This window comes from Ignatzschineria sp. RMDPL8A (assembly GCF_029815055.1).
Lineage (GTDB): Bacteria > Pseudomonadota > Gammaproteobacteria > Cardiobacteriales > Wohlfahrtiimonadaceae > CALZBJ01.
Map to the genome: position 1 here is coordinate 215,927 of NZ_JAPPWA010000001.1, position 18,859 is coordinate 234,785.

The following is an 18,859-nucleotide window of genomic DNA, read 5'->3' on the forward strand; positions in this document are numbered from 1 at the left end:
CATGCGCAATCATACTGCGGTTAACTCCCTCACGTATGATGCCGATTTTAATCCTATAGAGAGGAGGCTCTATGACAACCCCACATAAAATTCGTATTATCGGCGGTGAACATCGCTCACGCCAGATTGAGGTGATCGACGCTGAAGGTTTGCGCCCAACCTCATCAAGAATGCGTGAAACGCTCTTTAATTGGCTGCAATTTGATGTGATGGGACATAGTTGCCTGGATCTTTTTGCAGGAAGTGGCGCGCTTGGGATTGAGGCACTTTCTCGCGGTGCGGGACACGTCATCTTTATCGAAAAAAATCCCACCGCCTACAGAACGCTCCTCAAAAACATTGAATCTCTTAAAATTGAGCCGGAACGATATACAGTGATTTTAGGCGATGCTCTGAGCTATATTGAATCGCTTCCTGAAAAGTCACAATTTGATCTACTCTTTATCGATCCGCCCTTTCATGGCGAGCTTTATGATGCGCTTTTACAAAAAATCGGCGCACATCATGGACTGATGGAGGCACTTGTGATCTCCCTTGAGATTCCTCGAGGTAAAGCCCTCAATGATACGGCGCTTTTGACCCATTTTGAGCGGAAAAAGAGCGCGAAAACCAAAGAGAGTGAGCTCTATCTCTATCGCCTGCTCGAATAATCACAAATAAATGCAACTACGGACACAAAAAAGCGGAACCGATACTTTAATCGATGTTCCGCTTTTTTATGATTTCTGTTTTTAATTGACTAATTTACCACTGATACGGCGAGCCCGTTTACATGTGCTCTTCCCACAATTTGGTAATGCGCTCTGAGAGCTGCATTGGATCAAATGGTTTGGTTAATACTCCCAGCATTTTCGGAGGACGCGCCTCTGAATACGCTGCAAACTGAACGTTTGCCGTTAAAAAAATCGCAGGGGTATTTTCAAACTCCGGAAGTGCCTGAAGCGCATTTAACGTCTCAGGACCGCTCATTTCGGGCATCATCACATCAATCAAAAAGAGTTCCGGCTTGAATTCATCCACACACGCAAGCGCCGCTTTTCCTGAGGCACACGCCTTCACTTCAAAACCGCCCACTTCCGAGAGGGAAAATTCGATAATACTCAAAATATCCTGATCATCATCGATACAAAGAATTCGCCTTAATGGTCTCTTCATGCTCTCTTTACATCCTATTTCTGCCACTGCACTCGTTTAATATATCACGCGTATATTGTACCAAACAATCCCCATTAATTTAGACGCCGGTCATACGCTAGGTAATTATCTGACCAATAGACCACTTCTTGCACCCTAGGGGTGATCAATCGCATCATCTCTTGCCGAGTAAACCAGCCCCACTCATTGTGTTCTGGGCGGCCAAGCTCGGGGTTAATAGGAAGATCGATCTTGCGCGAAGGAGTCTCTGCAATATAGTAACGCGCCACCTTTTTACCACGGCAATAAGGGGGCGTTTCATAGAAATCGTGTCCCCACGAGAAACGTAAATTGGTGAGCGTTGTCTCCTCTTCCACTTCTCGAAGGGCTGTTTCTAACGGTGTTTCGCCCGCTTCGAGCTGTCCTTTTGGGAAATCCCAAAAATTATAGGCTCGGAGGAGCAGGTAGAGAAATTCGCCCCGCTCCCAGCGAACAATTACGGCACCGCAAGAGAGAATCTCCGGTGTCGATTCATCATTCACAGGATGATCCTCCTGCGTTTAGTGATAGCGCGGGCTAAACTCGCGAACCGCTTCCACCATCGCCTTAACGTTTTCAGGATCAATCCCTGGATGGATTCCGTGACCAAGATTGAAGATATGGCCTTGGCCCTTTTCAACAGGACCGTAGGCGTGAAGCACTTTCTTCACATTTTCACGCACCACTTCCGGAGTTGAGTAGAGAACGCCCGGGTCCATATTGCCTTGAAGCGCGACTTTATTGCCAATTAACGCTTTCGCATGGGCAATGTCGGTCATCCAGTCAAGACCCACGGCATCCGCGCCGGCATTAGACTGCTCGCCTAACCACATACCGCCATTTTTCGTAAAGATAATGCTCGGAATGCGTGCGCCGTTATAATCTTTAATCACGCCGCGAACGATTTTCTCCATATATTTAAGGGAGAACTCGCGATAATGCTCTTTCGATAAGATGCCGCCCCAGGTGTCAAAAATTTGCACCGCAGCTGCACCGTTTACGATCTGTGCATTGAGATAATCGATCACAACGTCAGCGAGTTTGTCGAGGAGTTTATGCATCGCTTCAGGATGCTCGTACATAAAGCCGCGAACTTTACCAAAATCCTTACTGCCGCCACCTTCAATCATGTAGGTTGCCAGCGTCCATGGGCTTCCGGTAAATCCAATAAGTGGCACACGACCATCAAGCTCTTTATGAATGGTGCGTACCGCATTCATCACATAGCCAAGCTCAATTTCAGCATCGGGTTTGGGAAGATTATCGATCTGTCTTGGATCGGTAATGGGGGTTTCAAATACCGGGCCTTTGCCAGGCACGAAACTTAAACCTAATCCCATCGCGTCGGGAATGGTTAAAATATCTGAAAATAAAATGGCGGCATCAAAGCCAAAACGGTCAATCGGCTGAAGCGTGACTTCACAAGCAAGCTCAGCATTACGGCATAGATCCATAAAGCTTCCCGCTTGTTCTCGTACACGGCGATACTCAGGGAGATATCGGCCTGCTTGACGCATCATCCACACGGGCGTCCTATCCACAGGTTCTTTGAGCAAAGCGCGAAGAAAACGATCGTTCTTATATGTCATATGTTCTATAATTCCATTATATTTATTAATCGTGAATACTTTGAAAGTGTACCATAATTCGCCCTAAAAAAGATTTATTTTCAAAGAGCATTAGCTCTTTTTGACCAAACAGGGTATAATAACCTGCTCTTTTATAACCGACTAGCAATCATTGTCGATGATTTTTCGGTTTAATCGAGATTAATACACATTTATTTTATTATTAATACTCACAAGCTTATCGCGCTTAAATGTGGGTGCTCCGTCATTTATATTGTGGTGGCAGTTCATTTAAGCAGGCTTGGAGGCTCAACCCTATTAAAGGAAAAACTATGTCTAACGTATCAATGCGTGAATTACTTGAAGCTGGTGTTCACTTCGGTCACCAAACCCGTTTCTGGCATCCAAAAATGAAACCTTTCATCTTCGGATCACGTTCTAAAATTCATATCATCAACTTAGAAAAAACCGTTCCAATGCTTGACGATGCTTTAAACTTCATCTCAAGTATCGCAGCACAAAACGGCCGCATTCTTTTTGTTGGTACAAAACGTGCAGCATCAGAAGCGATCACTCAAGAAGCTCAACGCGCAGGTATGCCATACGTTAACCATCGTTGGTTAGGTGGTATGCTCACGAACTTCAAAACCGTTCGTAACTCAATTCGTCGTCTTCGCGAAATCGAAGAGATGAAATCTGATGGTTCATTAGAGCGCTTAACTAAAAAAGAAGGCATCCTTCTTGAGCGTGAACTTAACAAATTAGAGCGCAGCTTAGGCGGTATCAAAGATATGCCTAACATTCCAGACGCACTTTTCGTAATCGATGTTGGCTACGAAAGTAATGCCGTTGCTGAAGCGAAAAAAATGGGAATTCCTGTAATCGGAATCGTTGATAGTAACAGTTCACCTGAAGGCGTAGATTACGTAATCCCAGGTAACGATGACGCTATCCGAGCAATCCGTCTTTACACTAAAGCCGTTGCTGATGCTGTAATCGAAGGTCGTGGTTCAAACGCACAACTCGCTGCTAAAGATGCACAAGCGGCAGATGAGTTTGTAGAAGTTGAAGCGGCTGCTGACGCAGAGTAATAATTGATTTTAGGGGGGTGCTTAACCGCACCCTCTTTCCATCATTTTTTGGTTTTCCACTTTATTCACTTTTAATTTAATGAGGTATTTATAATGGCGAATATTACCGCAGCCATGGTTAAAGAGCTTAGAGAGCGCACTGGTTCAGGCATGATGGAGTGTAAAAAAGCTCTGACTGAAACAAATGGCGATATCGACGCAGCAATCGATTTAATGCGTAAAAACGGTCAAGCAAGTGCTGATAAAAAAGCAGGACGTGCAGCGGCTGAAGGCGTACTTTTAGTGCGTACTGCTGGCAGCTTCGGCGTGATCGTTGAAGTAAACTGTGAAACAGACTTCGTAACGAAAAACGAAGACTTCATCAAATTTGCTGATGATGTTGCTAACCTTGCATTAAACGAAAAAATCACCACAGCTGACGCGTTAAACGCAGCGAAATTAGGTGATTCTACCGTTGATGAAGTTCGCCGTGGTTTAGTGGCTAAAATCGGTGAGAACATCTCTGTTCGCCGTGTAGCAGCCATTGATGGTAACGGAATGATCGGTGCATATGTTCACGGTGTTCGTATCGCAGCTATCGTTGACGTATCAACAGATAACGAAGAATTAGCGAAAGACTTAGCGATGCACATCGCGGCAGCAAGCCCAATCTGTGTAGACGCGGACGCTGTTCCTGCTGAACTTCTTGAAAGAGAGCGCGCAATCTACGTTGCACAAGCGCAAGAATCAGGTCGCCCTGAGAACATTCAAGAGAAAATGATCGAAGGTAGAATGCGTAAATACTTAGAAGAGATCACTCTTGTAGGTCAAGCATTCGTTAAAGATCCTGACATGACGATCGAAAAACTTCTCAAAAACAACAACGCAACCGTATCTTCATTCATCCGTTTCGGTTTAGGTGAAGGCGTTGAGATCGAAGAGACTGACTTCGCAGCAGAAGTTATGGAACAACTTAAATAAGTGTTCTTAAAAAAATACAGGATCGAAGGCAACTTACCCTTCCCTATATAATCAATCATAGGTAGCGGTATAAACGTAACGATCGTGAAAAAGAGTGTGATACCCATTGGGTCACACTCTTTTTTTGTCTCCAGATTTTACTCATTCATCATTGACCGGTTTCTTTTTCAACAGGCATAAAAAAGCCCCACCGAGGATTCAAACATTATGAACCGCTTATGGTGAGGCGTTTTGCTATTGGGGACGTTTAAGGATTTACCTGAAACGCAGCCATTATTTCTTTTTCGGTCTAAAGATCGGGCATTTTGCTTCATCAATTTCGAAGAAGTGTCCCCCAATCAGATCGATGCAGTAGGGAATTGCAGAGAAGATTCCATTGACGACGGTATTGCCCTCTTTATCTTTAACGCCTGCTAAAGTCTCTTCGATCGCACGAGGACGACCGGGGAGATTCACGATCAGCGTTTCATTACGAATAACGCCGACTTGGCGCGATAAAATGGCGGTGGGAACAAAGTAGAGACTCACTTGACGCATCTGCTCGCCAAAGCCTGGCATCTCCTTATCGGCAATCGCTAAGGTGGCATCCGGCGTTACGTCCCGTTTTGTTGGGCCTGTTCCGCCGGTGGTGAGCACTAAATCACACTCTTTATTATCCACAAGATCAATGAGGGTTTTCTCAATGAGCGCCTGATCATCTTCGATCAAGGCTTTGTGATAAACAATCGGATTTTTCACCACGCCATTTAACCAGGATTCAAGATGAGGAAGCCCCTCATCTCGATAGTCACCACGGCTCGCCCGATCACTGATCGACACTAAACCGATAATCACTTCATCCATTTTTTTATCCATCTTTATACTGCTGTCCTTAATATTAAATGATTAACAGAATGCAAGGAGCAGACTCGGCATAACCCCGAGAACCGCTAATGCAAACACATTTAATGATAAGAATACACGACTTGTTGTAGGGGCATCAACTGTGAGCTCATTCTCCGCAACGGTTTCATCAAAGAACATCACTTTTACCACACGAAGGTAGTAGAAAAGTCCGATCACTGACATGATAAGTCCGATGATCACTGTCCAGATAAAGCCCGCTTGGAAGGCACTTTTAAGTACTAAAAGTTTCCCTTGGAAGCCCACGAAGAACGGAATACCGCCCATTGAGAACATCACTGCCGCCATTAAAAATGCAAGCCAGCCGTGTTCGCGACCAAAGCCTTTGAGCTCATCGATATTTTCAACCGCGTTACCATTATTTTTCACCATTAACACAAAGCCAAAGGCTGCGGTAGTGGTGAGTGCGTAGGTGATCGCGTAGAAAAGACCGGATGAATAACCGCTCTTATCATCTAAGAAGAGACCTAACAACATAAACCCAGCATGCGATACCGCTGAATAACCGAGCATACGGCGCAGGTTTTCTTGTTTAAGTGCGATTAAGTTACCGAGTACAAATGAGACGATTGCGATCGCTGAAAGCACGAGCTGCCAATCTTCTACAAGGTTGCGCGCTGAGACTAAAAGGAGCGCACTTGCCATTACAAATGCTGCCACTTTCGGTGCCGCACTGATTAAAAGTGCTACCGGCGCTGGCGAACCTTCATACACATCGGGAACCCACGCGTGGAACGGTGCCGCCCCAAGCTTAAAGGTCACCCCAACGATAATGAAGATCATTGAGAAGAGAAGAAGCTTATTACTCATACCGCCCTCTTCAATGGCATTTTGTACCATGAAGTCTGCGATCTCGCTTAATACAAATGAGCCGGTTGCGCCGTAGAGTAACGCCACACCAAAGAGTAAGATCCCTGATGCCATCGCACCCATGACGAAATATTTCATCGCCGCTTCAACACCGCGACTATTATTGCGATTGAGCGCCGCTAATCCGTAGAGCGGAAGCGACATTAACTCAAGCCCTAAATAGAGGGTTAACATCGTCGCTGCCGATACCATCACCACCATTCCAAGCGTACTTAAAAGGGTGAGCAGATAAAACTCCGGAATCGCAAGACCATCCATCTCAAGACGGGGATAGCTATAGATAAGGCCAATGGCCACAATGGCAATCACCATCAATTTCAAAAACGCTGCTGAACTTGAATAGCTCACCTCGCCAAACCATAGGCTAAGCGTCTCTTGACCGTTAATAAGGTCTGGCATATCACTGCTAAAATGCACAATGCCGCTATTCATTTGGGCAAAGGCTAAAATGCCCGTACCCACAAGCGCTACTAAACTTAATACATAGAGCTGCTGATGCCCTGAGTCCTTACGAAAGCTCTCATAGAGTAGAATCACTACTATCATCGAAAGCAGGAAGATCTCAGGCATCGCCGCCATCATATCGATTAGTCCTAATTTACTTGTCATCTTTTTTTCCTTTAGATCTTATCGAGCGATTAACTGTTGAGCTTTCGCTGCTTGTTCAACACCAAAGCTAACTTGCTCTAAAAGGCCATCAATCGAGGTATGCATCAATTCCGCTACTGGATTTGGCCAGATACCGAAAAGGATAATTAATACCGCGAGCGAACCGAGTAAGAGCCACTCTCTACCGTTGATATCGGTGAGTTTTGCCACATGATCGTGGGTTACTTCACCTAAGATCACACGTTTAGTGAGCCATAAGTTGTACGCCGCACTTAAGATAAGCGCTGACGCCGCTGCTAATGCGATCCAAATTGAGTATTGGAAGCTTGAGAGAATCACCCAGAATTCACCGATAAAACCTGATGTTCCAGGAAGACCTGAGTTTGCCATCGCAAAGAAGACAAAGAACGCACCAAATACAGGCATGGTGTTGATCACCCCACCGTAATCCGCAATTTCACGTGAGTGAACGCGATCATAGAGCACCCCAATACAGAGGAACATCGCTGATGACACAAGTCCGTGCGAAATCATCTGCATCATACCGCCTTGGATCGCCATTTGCGCCGCATCAAATGATCCGGTCACTTTTGCAATACCAAATGGAAGCATAAAGCCAAGCGTAACAAATCCCATGTGAGCAATCGATGAGTATGCGATAAGTTTTTTCATATCGCGCTGTACAAGAGCCACAAGCGAGATATAGATAATCGCTACGATACTAAGCGCGATCACAAACCATGCGTAGGTCTCCGCTCCGTGAGGAACGATCGGAAGGATGAAACGAACAAATCCGTAACCCCCGATTTTAAGGGTAATCGCTGCTAACACAACTGAACCCCCAGTAGGCGCTTCAACGTGCGCTGAAGGCAACCAAGTGTGAACCGGCCACATCGGCACTTTCACCGCAAACCCCGCAAGGAATGCAAAGAAGAGCCAGCGCTGCGCGGTTGGATCAAGATTTAAGCTTTGGAAATCTAAGATATTAAAGCTGTATTGACCCGCTTCACCGGTTTGTAGATAGAGATAAATTAACGCCACTAAGAGGAAGATCGATCCTAAGAAGGTGTAGAGGAAGAATTTAAGCGCGGCCACAATACGGCCAGGGCCTCCCCAAACACCGATGATTAGGAACATCGGGATCAACATCGCTTCGAAGAAGATATAAAATAAAATACCATCAACCGATGCGAAAATTCCGTTCATCAATCCTTCAAGAATTAAGAATGCCGCGAAATATTGATTCGGGCGATCCTTGATCACTTCCCACCCTGCGATCACCACAATGATGGTCACAAAGGTGGTCAGAATGATAAAGGGCATTGAAAATCCATCAACCCCTAAGTGATACGCTGTGCCAAGCTGAGTGCTCCAGACGCTGTTTTCGACAAATTGCATCCCTGCGACCGTTGGGTCGAACGAGAAGAAAAGCGGCAGTGAGAGCACAAACGCAACAACGGATACCGCCAATGCAATCCAGCGAGCTCGTGATGGCTGATCTTTTCCGACCGCGAGTACAACGAGCCCTCCGATGATTGGCAACCAAATTACTAAACTTAACCAAGATATTTGCATTGTATTCATTATTGATTCCTAGTTAAAAACGACCCATGTCATAAGCACTAACAGCCCTATGATCATTAAAAATGCTGAGTGATAGAGGTATCCTGTTTGGATCTTACGCACAAAGCCCCCGAGAGCGCTTGCAATGCGTGATGAACCAAAGACGATCTTCTGATCGATCAGTTCGTCATCGACCTTCTTCCATAATGTATTACCAACGCTAATCGCTCCGGCAGAGAAGACTTTTTCATTGATCTTGTCGAAGTAATAGTTGTTCGCAAAGAGAGGCATTAAGCGCGCTTTTTCAACCGCGTTCGTTGCCGCATCAGCAATGGATGGTTTTACCATATAGACAAACCATGCTGTGAGAAGTCCTGCAATGGTGAGATAGAACGCTGGAGCGGTGATCGCCTCTTTGGTCATCTCCCATGAAATTCCCGTACCTGAAAGACCTGCAAAATCCGCTTGAAGATCGCTCATCGTGCTGTGTAAAAGTGGGCCATTCACTTCAAGCGCTTCTTTTAAGAAACTGCCTGAAAGCATCTCCGGCGCCATATACCAACCAAGAATCACAGATGGAATCGCTAATAAAATTAACGGAATCGTTACCACTAAACGAGACTCTTTTGGTACCTCGTGAAGCACGCCTTGCGCACCACTGTGATCGTTTGGATCGATGGTGAAACGCTCTTTTCCGTGGAAGACCAAGAAGATCATACGGAAGGTGTAGAGTGCCGTTAAGAAAACCCCTAAGAGTAACGCAATGCTCGCAAAGCCACTGCCGAAGATATCGCTATGGTGAAGTGCCATAATGATGCCCTCTTTTGAGTAGTAGCCTGAGAAGAATGGCATACCAATCAGCGCAAGCGCACCTAATAACGTGGTAATCCAAGTGATCGGCATCCGTTTTGCAAGGCCACCCATAAAGCGCATATCTTGCTCGTGATGCATACCGATAATCACCGATCCTGCACCTAAGAAGAGAAGGGCTTTAAAGAATGCGTGCGTGGTTAAGTGGAACGCTGCCATTGAGTACGCTGACGCACCAAGAGCAACCGTCATATAACCGAGTTGTGAAATGGTTGAATACGCCACAACGCGTTTAATGTCATTTTGGAAGAGACCTAAAACCCCCATAAAGAGCGCTGTGATCGCACCAATAATCATGATAAATGAGAGTGCTGCGGTCGATAACTCATATAGAGGCGCCATACGTGACACCATGAAGATCCCTGCGGTAACCATTGTTGCCGCGTGAATCAGTGCCGAGATTGGGGTCGGACCTTCCATCGAATCCGGTAACCATACATGTAAGGGAACTTGCGCTGATTTACCCATTGCCCCAATAAAGAGGAAGAAACAGGCAACCGTCACCATATTCCACTCCATTCCGAAGAAATGGAACGTTGTATGAGCACTTTCAAGATTTGAGAATGCGCCGCTGTAATGAAGGCTTCCGCTCATCATAAATACGCACGCGATCCCGATAATAAATCCAAAGTCACCCACACGGTTAACCACGAACGCTTTCATGTTTGCGTAGATCGCTGTAGGCTTTTTATACCAGAAACCGATCAGAAGATAGGATACAAGACCCACCGCTTCCCAACCAAAGAAGAGCTGCATGAAGTTGTTTGACATCACCAGCATCAACATTGAGAAAGTAAAGAGTGAGATGTAGCTGAAGAAGCGGCTATACCCAGGATCGCCAGACATATACCCAATTGAGTAGATATGCACCATGAGCGATACAGAGGTAACTACCACCATCATCATTGCGGTTAAGTTATCCACAAGGAAGCCGACGGCAACCGTTGCATTTCCCGCATCCATCCAGGTGTAGACGTTATCGTCAAAGATTGGCGCCGTCCCATTGAAATGTTGAATTAACACCATCACTGAGAGAGCCGCTGCGATTCCCACAAAGAGAATCGTTACGCTATGTGCCACTTTCGGGTTGATTACTCGGCAGAAAAGTCCTGAGATAATCGAGCCTAATAGAGGCAATAAAACGATTGATAAATAGACAAATTTTAATTCCATTTTAGCCTCTCATCTCATTTAAACTATCAACATCGATTTCGGCTCGTTTTCTAAAGATTAGCACTAAGATTGCAAGTCCAATCGCTGCTTCCGCCGCGGCCACCGCGAGCGTGAAGAAAACAAACACCTGACCATGAAGATCGTTTGCAAAGGTTGAAAACGCCACGAAAAGAATACTGGTCGATAAGAGCATCATTTCGATACACATCAACAATACAATCAGATTCTTCCGATTAATAAAAATGCCAGCCGCACTAATGCCAAATAGGATACTTGCCAGTACGACATAATCCGTTACGACTAAGTTCATTATTTTTCCTCCTTTTTGTCATCTGCGGGAGCTGCATCGGCTGTCACTGCTTCCCCTTCCGCGGCCGCGTCACTCTCTTCGAGCACAGGCGCTTCTTCCGGTTCTACATACTCAGCCATTTTCGATGCAGGCATTGAAACAACGCGCATGCGATCCTCAGCGTTTTGACGGATCTGCCATGACACATCCACCTCTTTACGTTTAAGCGGACCGGTACGACGCGTTAAGCTAATTGCTGCGATCATCGATACTAAAAGCACCATCGCCACCACTTCAAATGAGTAGAGGTATTCGGTGTAGAGTAAAAATCCGAGATCTTTTGGATTGCTTCCAAATTTGCTCACAGGATCCTCACCGACAATTGCGCTGAAGTGTTCAGGATTACGCAATAAGCTCTCTGAGCCTGTGGTAATCGCAATGATCTCTGCCACAAATACCACCGCAACAATGAGTCCAATTGCAATGTACTTTTTATTCCCAGCACTTTTAAGCGCCTCTTCAGGAATATCGAGCATCATCACCGCAAATAGGAAGAAGACCATTACCGCGCCACAATAGATAATAATGAGTGCAAGCGCTAAGAACTCCGCCTGCAGTAACATCCATAAACAGCTCGTCATCACAAAGGTTAAAATCAAGTGAAGTACCGAGGTCATGGTATTTTTCGCACTGACAACGCGCACCGCAGAATAGATGGTGATGGCAGCGAAAATATAAAACAGAATCTTAAATAACATTTTCTATCACCTCTTTAGTACAAATCGCTATCTTGAGCGAGATCGCTTGCAATCTGCTCTTCGAACTTATCACCAATCGCAAGTAACTGCTCTTTAGTGATAATGTTGTCGCCCTTCTCTTCCATGTGGTATTCAAAAATACGCGTTTGAACAATGGAATCAACCGGACAGGCTTGTTCGCACAGACCGCAGAAGATGCATTTGAAGAGGTCAATATCGTAACGAGTGGTACGACGGGTACCATCGGCACGCTCTTCTGTATCGATCGTAATCGCTTGCGCGGGACAGGTTGCCTCACAGAGTTTACATGCGATGCAACGCTCTTCCCCATTGGGGTAGCGTCTTAATGCATGGAGCCCACGGAATCGATTCGATTGCGGGGTTTTTTCCTCTGGATATGAGACAGTGAATTTATCACGAAACATATAACGCCATGTGATGCCCAGACCTTTCCGTAGCTCACGAAGGGTAAATGTATCGTAGAGTAATTTAAATTTATTCGACATCGTTTTCCCCTACCTTTAACTAAACCAAGGACCGAAGTTCACTTGATGCATAACCACTACAACAAGTAACCAGATCACGGTAATCGGAATAAAGAATTTCCATCCTAAACGCATGATTTGGTCATAACGATACCCGGGGAAGGTCGCACGCACCCAAATAATACTGAAGAGGAAGAAGATAATCTTAAGCACCATCCAGATAATGCCATCCTGCGCGAGCCAGCCTAAAACTGGAACACTCTCTAAGCCAAATCCTGAAAGCGGTGATAACCAACCTCCAAAGAAGAGAAGTGTAATAAGCGCTGAGGCTAAGATCATGTTGGTATATTCCGCTAGATAGAAGCTCACGAACCCGGTACTTGAATACTCGGTAAAGAACCCAGCAACAATTTCAGACTCCCCTTCTACCACCGCAAACGGTGCACGGTTTAGTTCCGCTAAACTTGAGATGTAATACACAATCATCACTGGGAAAAGCGGAATGAAATACCAGCTTAAAATACCGTAACCTTTCTGACCGAGCACAATATCGGTAAAGTTAAGGCTACCGGCTGTGATAATCACCGCGATTAACGCAAAGCCCATCGCAAGTTCGTATGAAATTACTTGAGCTGCGCTACGGATCGCTCCGAAAATCGCAAATTTTGAGTTCGATGCCCAACCACCAATAAGTGATGCATAAACGCCGAGCGATGCGATCGCTAAGACATATAACACACTCGAATCGAGCATTGAGCCCTCTTTAAATGCCCCTTCCCCGAAAGGAATGACCACCCACACCGCAAAGGCGGAAGTGATTGCAATAAAGGGCGCGACTAAGAACATTTTTTTGTTCGCCGCTGAGGGAATCACAAACTCTTTAAAGAGCATTTTCAAAAGGTCAGCAAACGGTTGTAAAAGACCATATGGCCCTACACGGTTTGGCCCTAAACGGACATGCATATACCCGAGCACTTTACGCTCAACTAAGGTGAGATACGCAACCCCTAACACCACCGGAATAATCACCGCGATCGCTTTCACTAACGCAGCCACTAATGGGTAGTTGTAAATTGCCATTAACAATTCCATTATTTTGCCTCCTTAAGTAGATCGGCAGAGTAAAATGGTACGCTTCCTGCGAATTCAACGGGGATACGAACCACTTGATCCGCAAGTTTTTCCGTGACACGAATCGAGAGCGACTGACCTTGCAGTTCAAATGTCTCCTTGCTCGCAATCATCGCAACGCCGGGATTAACCGCAATGCGTGCTCGTTTTGCAAGAGGGGTTTTTTGTAACGCTTCAGAACGGCGCACATAAGCATCGACTGAGTAGAGTGAACGTGAAGGAATCGCCATTAGAACATCACGAACATTTCGCTCATAACCTTCCACGTTGATCTCAACAAAGTTGGTTGCCTCGCCCAATTCTTTTTGCGCTACATTCCATTCAGCTAAGATCTCGCCGGCATTAATATAATCAAATCCATCAAGTTGGAACTGATTGCCTAATACGCGCAATACTTTCCAGAGCGGACGAGCTTCCCCTTGAGGAAGCGCCGCTGCCGAAACGGTTTGGCATTTGCCTTCAAGATTCACAAGTGAGCCCGGAGTTTCACCCCATGCCGCTACCGGCAACACAGTGGTTGCCACACGGCTGAGATAATCGCTAAAGAATGGCGTCATCGCCACAACAATATCCGCTTTGGTTAATGCCGCATCGATCTGTGCTGGATTATGATAATCCTCTATCGGATCGATCGCACCTACTAATAGATACGCTTTTAATTGCGCATCGATCATCGCTTTTGTATTAAGACCGCCCACATCAGGATGAACTTTCGTTAACATCGCACCCGTTGCATTCGCGCCTTCGCTGATATACCCAAAGTTCGCACCGCTTACCTTCGCAATCGCCATTGAGAGCGCTTGAATAAAGGCAAAGTCAGGATGACGAATCGCTTCCGCACCAAGCACCACCCACTGTTTTTTACCTGCGAGCAGCTGATCAACGAGCGCTTGTCCTTCGGCACTTAACTCACCAGCGAACTGAAGAAGATTGCGATCAACCTCTACATTTTTCGACGTCGCTAATGCGTTTAAGACCGCTGATAACTCACCAACCCATTTGCCCGGGTGGCGCACTAAGGCATTTACTGGAACGAGCTGGTCAGCATCATAGCTACTTAACATCGAAACGCGCGCGCCGTTTTTCACTGCATCACGCATACGAATACCAAGAACGGGAAGCTCCATACGAATGTCCGCACCAATCAGTGCAAACGAATCAAGTGCATTCACATCCGCAACTGACACACCTAAACCGCGATAGAGAGGTTCAGAACGATCATTACGGAAATCTTCTTGATTAAAACGATGGTCAATATTTTTAATGCCGAGGGATTTCGCTAATTTCTGCGCTAAATGCATCTCTTCAACGGTGGCAAGCGGTGATACGAGAACGCCCACTTGATCTGCACCATGTTTTGAGATTACTCCTTCGAGCACCATACGAGTTGCAAGCAATGCTTTCGCCCAATCAGTTTTCTCTAATTGGCCATCGCCCCCTTTAATATAAGGTGCTAAAGCACGATCACTGCTATGGATCGCTTCATAACTGAAACGGTCACGGTCAGCAATCCAGATTTCATTAATCGCTTCATTTTCACGAGGAACGCTGCGTGCAATTTTACCGCGAAGGGTATGAATTGACGTGTTCGCGCCTAAACCATCATGAATGCTAATGGATGGGTGATTTTCATATTCCCAAGGACGCGCCTGATATTTAGATGGTTTTGCGGTGAGCGCTCCTACCGGACAGATATCGATAATATTGGCCGATACTTCCGATTTAAGCTCGTGCTCAATATGCGTTGTGATCTCTAAACGATCCCCACGATTCATCCCGCCAAGCTCGCGCATGCCTGCAATTTCATCGCCGTAACGTACACAACGGGTACATTGGATACAGCGATTCATAAAGGTTTCTACGAGTGGTCCGATATCAATTTTTTCATAATGGCGTTTCTCTTCTTCGAAAAGTGAGAGATTTTGACCATATTGATAGGAGAAATCTTGTAACTCACACTCACCACCTTGGTCGCACACAGGGCAATCAAGTGGGTGATTAATGAGTAAAAATTCCATTACTGCTTTTTGTGCTTCACGCGCTTTTTCACTACGGGTACGCACAATCATGCCATCCATAATGGGCGTTGCACACGCAGGCGCAGGTTTTGGCATGCGTTCAACATCCACTAAACACATCCGGCAACTTGCGGCGATGGAGAGCTTATCGTGGTAGCAAAAACGTGGAATCGGAATCCCTGCGTTATCGGCTACTTCAATGAGCATGCTCCCTTTTGGCGCCTTAATCTCTTTGCCATCAATTGTAATCGTGAGCATATTGTCGTTAGTCATTATTTGCTCCCTCTACCATGCTGCGGCCATGTTCAATGTAATAAGCAAATTCTTCTGGGAAATGCTTAATAAAGCTCAATACAGGTGCCGCCGCTGCATCACCTAAAGCACAAATGGTTCGTCCACCAATATTATTGGCAACATGGAGTAAACGCTCCATATCTTCAGGACGGCCTTTACCTTCTAAAATACGTGTCACAATGCGGAATAACCAACCGGTTCCTTCGCGGCACGGCGTACATTGCCCGCACGATTCGCTAAAGTAGAAACTGGAAAGCGTTTGTAAGGCTTTGACCATATCGGTGGTTTCATCCATCACGATCACTGCGCCCGACCCCATCATTGAGCCTGCGCCTTTCGCGATCGAGTCGTAATCCATGTTAACGCCCATCATAATATCCGCTGGCACAACAGGAACTGACGATCCGCCGGGAATCACCGCTTTTAATTTACGGCCTTTCCACACACCGCCGGCTAACTCTAAAAGATCCTTAAAGGGAGTCCCCATCGGAATCTCATAGTTACCGGGTTTGGCAACGTGTCCTGATACCGAGAAGATCTTTTGACCGCCTGCACCGGGAATGCCGTGCTCTTTAAACCAATCGGGACCATTACGTAAAATGCGTCCAACCGATGAGAGCGATTCACAGTTATTAATGGTGGTCGGTTTACCGTACAAACCCACCGCCGCTGGGAATGGGGGTTTAAAACGTGGCTGACCTTTTTTACCTTCTAAGGATTCTAAAAGCGCCGTCTCTTCCCCACAGATATATGCGCCCGCACCGAGTGCTCCGTAGAGATGAATGTTAATGCCGGTTCCTTGGATATTATCGCCAAGAAGGCCCGCGTCTTTTGCCTCTTGAACCGCTTGTTCAAAACGCTCAAAGGGCTCATGCATAAACTCACCGCGCATATAGTTGTAACCCACTTCAGCACCGATTGCGAAGGCGCCAATCAGCATTCCTTCAACAAGTGCGTGCGGGTTAAAACGCAAAATATCACGGTCTTTACAGGTGCCGGGCTCAGATTCATCCGAGTTACAGACGAGATAGCTCTTAACGCCATCGCCTTTTGGCATAAAGCTCCACTTCACTCCGGTTGGGAACCCTGCCCCACCACGACCGCGAAGTTCAGACGCTTTTACCAATTCGATCACTTCATCACGGGACAATTCGCCGCGTAGAATCTTTTTCCAACCCTCATAGCCGCCGAGCTCCAAATAGGTGTCGATCGACCACGGATTGTCGTGACCTAGGGTAAAGTAACAAACTTCATTCATAATCATGCGTTTGCTCCTTTTGAATTCTCAATAATTTTATCTAAGATCTCATCGATCTTTTCGATCGTTAAGTTCTCGTGATATTCATGATTGACCAGCGCTGCTGGGGCATTGGTACATGCCGCAATGCATTCGTCCTCTTTCTTTAATGAAAAAAGACCATCAGGGGTTGATTCGCCAGCTTTAATGCCTAAACGATTCTCCACATGCGCTAAAATCTCCTCGCCGCCACGCAGCATGCAGGAGATATTGGTACAGATCATGAGTGCGTTTTTACCGCAGGGCTTCATTTCGTACATTGAATAGAAGGTAGCAACCTCATATACCGCCACCGGTGGCAGATCTAAATACTCTGCAACGGCATCCATTAATTCGGTGGTGAGATAGCCTTCATTTTCATGTTGTACAGCACGAAGTGCAGCTAAGAGCGCTGATTGTTTGCGGTCATCAGGGAAACGTTGTAACCACGCATCAATTTCCGCTTGTACGTTCGCGCTTAAAATACTCTCTTTACCTTTCATCTTCATTACTCAACAATTGTCTATTTATCGAACTATCGGTCAATATCACCGAACACCATGTCTTGGGTACCTAAAATCGCGACCAAGTCAGATAACATGTGGCCTTTTGCCATCTCATGCGTTGCTGAAATGTGCGGGAACCCAGGAGTTCTCAATTTAACGCGATAGGGCTTATTCGCACCATCGGATACGAGGTAAACACCAAATTCACCTTTCGGATGCTCGATCGGAACATAGACCTCACCTTCGGGCACACAAAAGCCTTCAGTAAAGACTTTAAATTGCTGAATTAAGGCTTCCATATCCTCTTTCACATCACCGCGTTTTGGAATCGTGACGCGTGAATCTTCACTCATCACCGGCCCTTCGTTTTTACGGAGCCAATCGATACATTGACGAATAATGCGAACGGATTGATTCATCTCTTCAATGCGCACAAGGAAACGGTCATAACAGTCACCGTTCACGCCTACCGGCACATCAAATTCGAGCTGATCGTATACCGAATAAGGATGTTTCTTACGAATATCCCACTCAACGCCCGATCCGCGTAACATTGGCCCGGTAAATCCAAGCTCAATAGCGCGCTCAGCCGATACAACGCCGATGCCTACAACACGCTGTTTCCAGATACGGTTGCCGACGAGAAGCGCCTTATATTCCGGCATATGTTTGTTGTCAAAGCGATCGCAGAAATCTTCTAAGAAGTCGAGTACATCCCCTTGACGCGGTTTGTTGAGTTTATCAATCGTTTTTTGTGAACGAAGTTTTAATGGGCGTTTTTTAAAGATGCGTCCGGGAATCCCTTTCTCATATTGAGGCATGGTTTTCGGAAGATCTTTCGCCACCCCGCCGATACGATAATAGAAGGGGTGAATCCGCGCGCCGGTAATCGCTTCCTGTAGATCGTAAAGTTCTTCACGATCGCGGAAACAGTAGAGCAGCATCGCCATTGCGCCTAAGTCATGCCCGTGTGCGCCTAACCACATAAGGTGGTTCATCACACGCGTGGTTTCATCCATAAGTACACGGATATATTGCGCACGAATCGGCACTTCGATACCAAGCAGTTTTTCAACCGCTAATACATACGCATGCTCGTTATTTAAACATGAACAGTAATCAAGACGGTCTAAATACCCAATCGAATGGGTGTAGGGCTTCGCTTCCATCAACTTTTCAGTTCCACGATGGAGAAGACCGATATGAACGTCTGCGCGCTCAACCGTCTCACCGCGAAGCTCCAAAATCATCCGCATAACCCCGTGTGCTGCCGGATGCTGCGGACCAAAGTTCAGTGTGTAGTTTTCAATATTTGCCATAAT

At 46.1% G+C, this 18,859-nt stretch carries 18 protein-coding genes; 3 read left to right on the forward strand and 15 right to left on the reverse strand.

The window, feature by feature from the left end; all coding sequences use genetic code 11:
• Window positions 1–71 precede the first annotated feature (71 nt).
• Window positions 72–650: a 16S rRNA (guanine(966)-N(2))-methyltransferase RsmD gene (gene rsmD / locus OXI21_RS00960; protein ID WP_279617680.1), complete on the forward strand. Its 579-nt coding sequence runs from the start codon at window positions 72–74 to the stop codon at window positions 648–650.
• 118 nt (window positions 651–768) lie between these two features.
• On the opposite strand, the gene OXI21_RS00965 is transcribed toward rsmD, so the two are convergent.
• The 3 genes from OXI21_RS00965 to hemE all read right to left on the reverse strand — a co-directional run bounded on the left by OXI21_RS00965 (window position 769) and on the right by hemE (window position 2,762).
• Complete coding sequence (locus OXI21_RS00965; protein WP_279617681.1) at window positions 769–1,155, reverse strand: response regulator; 387 nt, start codon at window positions 1,153–1,155, stop codon at window positions 769–771.
• Between the two features lie 74 nt (window positions 1,156–1,229).
• Complete coding sequence (locus tag OXI21_RS00970; protein ID WP_279617682.1) at window positions 1,230–1,676, reverse strand: NUDIX domain-containing protein; 447 nt, start codon at window positions 1,674–1,676, stop codon at window positions 1,230–1,232.
• An 18-nt stretch (window positions 1,677–1,694) separates the two neighbouring features.
• Window positions 1,695–2,762, reverse strand: coding sequence for a uroporphyrinogen decarboxylase (gene hemE, locus OXI21_RS00975; RefSeq protein ID WP_279617683.1), 1,068 nt, complete (start codon window positions 2,760–2,762; stop codon window positions 1,695–1,697).
• A gap of 311 nt (window positions 2,763–3,073) precedes the next feature.
• Between hemE and rpsB the strand changes: the two genes are divergently transcribed.
• Both rpsB and tsf read left to right on the forward strand, forming a co-directional pair.
• Window positions 3,074–3,832: a 30S ribosomal protein S2 gene (gene rpsB / locus OXI21_RS00980; protein ID WP_279617684.1), complete on the forward strand. Its 759-nt coding sequence runs from the start codon at window positions 3,074–3,076 to the stop codon at window positions 3,830–3,832.
• Between the two features lie 93 nt (window positions 3,833–3,925).
• Window positions 3,926–4,792, forward strand: a complete 867-nt coding sequence (gene tsf, locus OXI21_RS00985; protein WP_279617685.1) for a translation elongation factor Ts — start codon at window positions 3,926–3,928, stop codon at window positions 4,790–4,792.
• Window positions 4,793–5,065: 273 nt separating this feature from the next.
• Here tsf and mog read toward each other — a convergent pair whose 3' ends face one another.
• The 12 genes from mog to OXI21_RS01045 are packed head-to-tail and all read right to left on the reverse strand — an operon-like array spanning window position 5,066 to window position 18,856.
• On the reverse strand, window positions 5,066–5,647 hold the full coding sequence (gene mog, locus OXI21_RS00990) for a molybdopterin adenylyltransferase (protein ID WP_279617686.1): 582 nt from the start codon (window positions 5,645–5,647) through the stop codon (window positions 5,066–5,068).
• Window positions 5,648–5,677: 30 nt separating this feature from the next.
• Window positions 5,678–7,174, reverse strand: coding sequence for an NADH-quinone oxidoreductase subunit N (locus OXI21_RS00995; protein WP_279617687.1), 1,497 nt, complete (start codon window positions 7,172–7,174; stop codon window positions 5,678–5,680).
• Between the two features lie 18 nt (window positions 7,175–7,192).
• On the reverse strand, window positions 7,193–8,758 hold the full coding sequence (locus OXI21_RS01000) for an NADH-quinone oxidoreductase subunit M (protein ID WP_279617688.1): 1,566 nt from the start codon (window positions 8,756–8,758) through the stop codon (window positions 7,193–7,195).
• Window positions 8,759–8,767: 9 nt separating this feature from the next.
• On the reverse strand, window positions 8,768–10,780 hold the full coding sequence (gene nuoL, locus OXI21_RS01005; RefSeq protein ID WP_279617689.1) for an NADH-quinone oxidoreductase subunit L: 2,013 nt from the start codon (window positions 10,778–10,780) through the stop codon (window positions 8,768–8,770).
• Window position 10,781: 1 nt separating this feature from the next.
• Window positions 10,782–11,090 (reverse strand): NADH-quinone oxidoreductase subunit NuoK, encoded by a 309-nt coding sequence (nuoK, locus tag OXI21_RS01010; protein WP_279617690.1) that lies wholly within the window; start codon window positions 11,088–11,090, stop codon window positions 10,782–10,784.
• Window positions 11,090–11,827, reverse strand: a complete 738-nt coding sequence (locus tag OXI21_RS01015) for an NADH-quinone oxidoreductase subunit J (protein ID WP_279617691.1) — start codon at window positions 11,825–11,827, stop codon at window positions 11,090–11,092. Before OXI21_RS01015 ends, nuoK begins: the two co-directional genes overlap by 1 nt.
• 14 nt (window positions 11,828–11,841) lie before the next feature.
• Window positions 11,842–12,333, reverse strand: coding sequence for an NADH-quinone oxidoreductase subunit NuoI (nuoI, locus tag OXI21_RS01020; protein WP_279617692.1), 492 nt, complete (start codon window positions 12,331–12,333; stop codon window positions 11,842–11,844).
• 15 nt (window positions 12,334–12,348) lie between these two features.
• On the reverse strand, window positions 12,349–13,404 hold the full coding sequence (locus tag OXI21_RS01025; RefSeq protein ID WP_279617693.1) for an NADH-quinone oxidoreductase subunit H: 1,056 nt from the start codon (window positions 13,402–13,404) through the stop codon (window positions 12,349–12,351).
• A complete protein-coding gene (gene nuoG, locus OXI21_RS01030) occupies window positions 13,404–15,734 on the reverse strand; it encodes an NADH-quinone oxidoreductase subunit NuoG (RefSeq protein ID WP_279617694.1) in 2,331 nt (776 codons plus the stop codon). The genes OXI21_RS01025 and nuoG overlap by 1 nt, the downstream gene beginning before the upstream one ends.
• A complete protein-coding gene (gene nuoF, locus OXI21_RS01035) occupies window positions 15,727–17,016 on the reverse strand; it encodes an NADH-quinone oxidoreductase subunit NuoF (protein ID WP_347815478.1) in 1,290 nt (429 codons plus the stop codon). The genes nuoG and nuoF overlap by 8 nt, the downstream gene beginning before the upstream one ends.
• Entirely contained in the window at window positions 17,016–17,534 is a 519-nt protein-coding gene (locus OXI21_RS01040; RefSeq protein WP_279617696.1) for an NAD(P)H-dependent oxidoreductase subunit E, read from the reverse strand. Before OXI21_RS01040 ends, nuoF begins: the two co-directional genes overlap by 1 nt.
• Window positions 17,535–17,566: 32 nt before the next feature.
• Window positions 17,567–18,856: an NADH-quinone oxidoreductase subunit D gene (locus OXI21_RS01045; RefSeq protein ID WP_279617697.1), complete on the reverse strand. Its 1,290-nt coding sequence runs from the start codon at window positions 18,854–18,856 to the stop codon at window positions 17,567–17,569.
• Window positions 18,857–18,859: the final 3 nt, after the last annotated feature.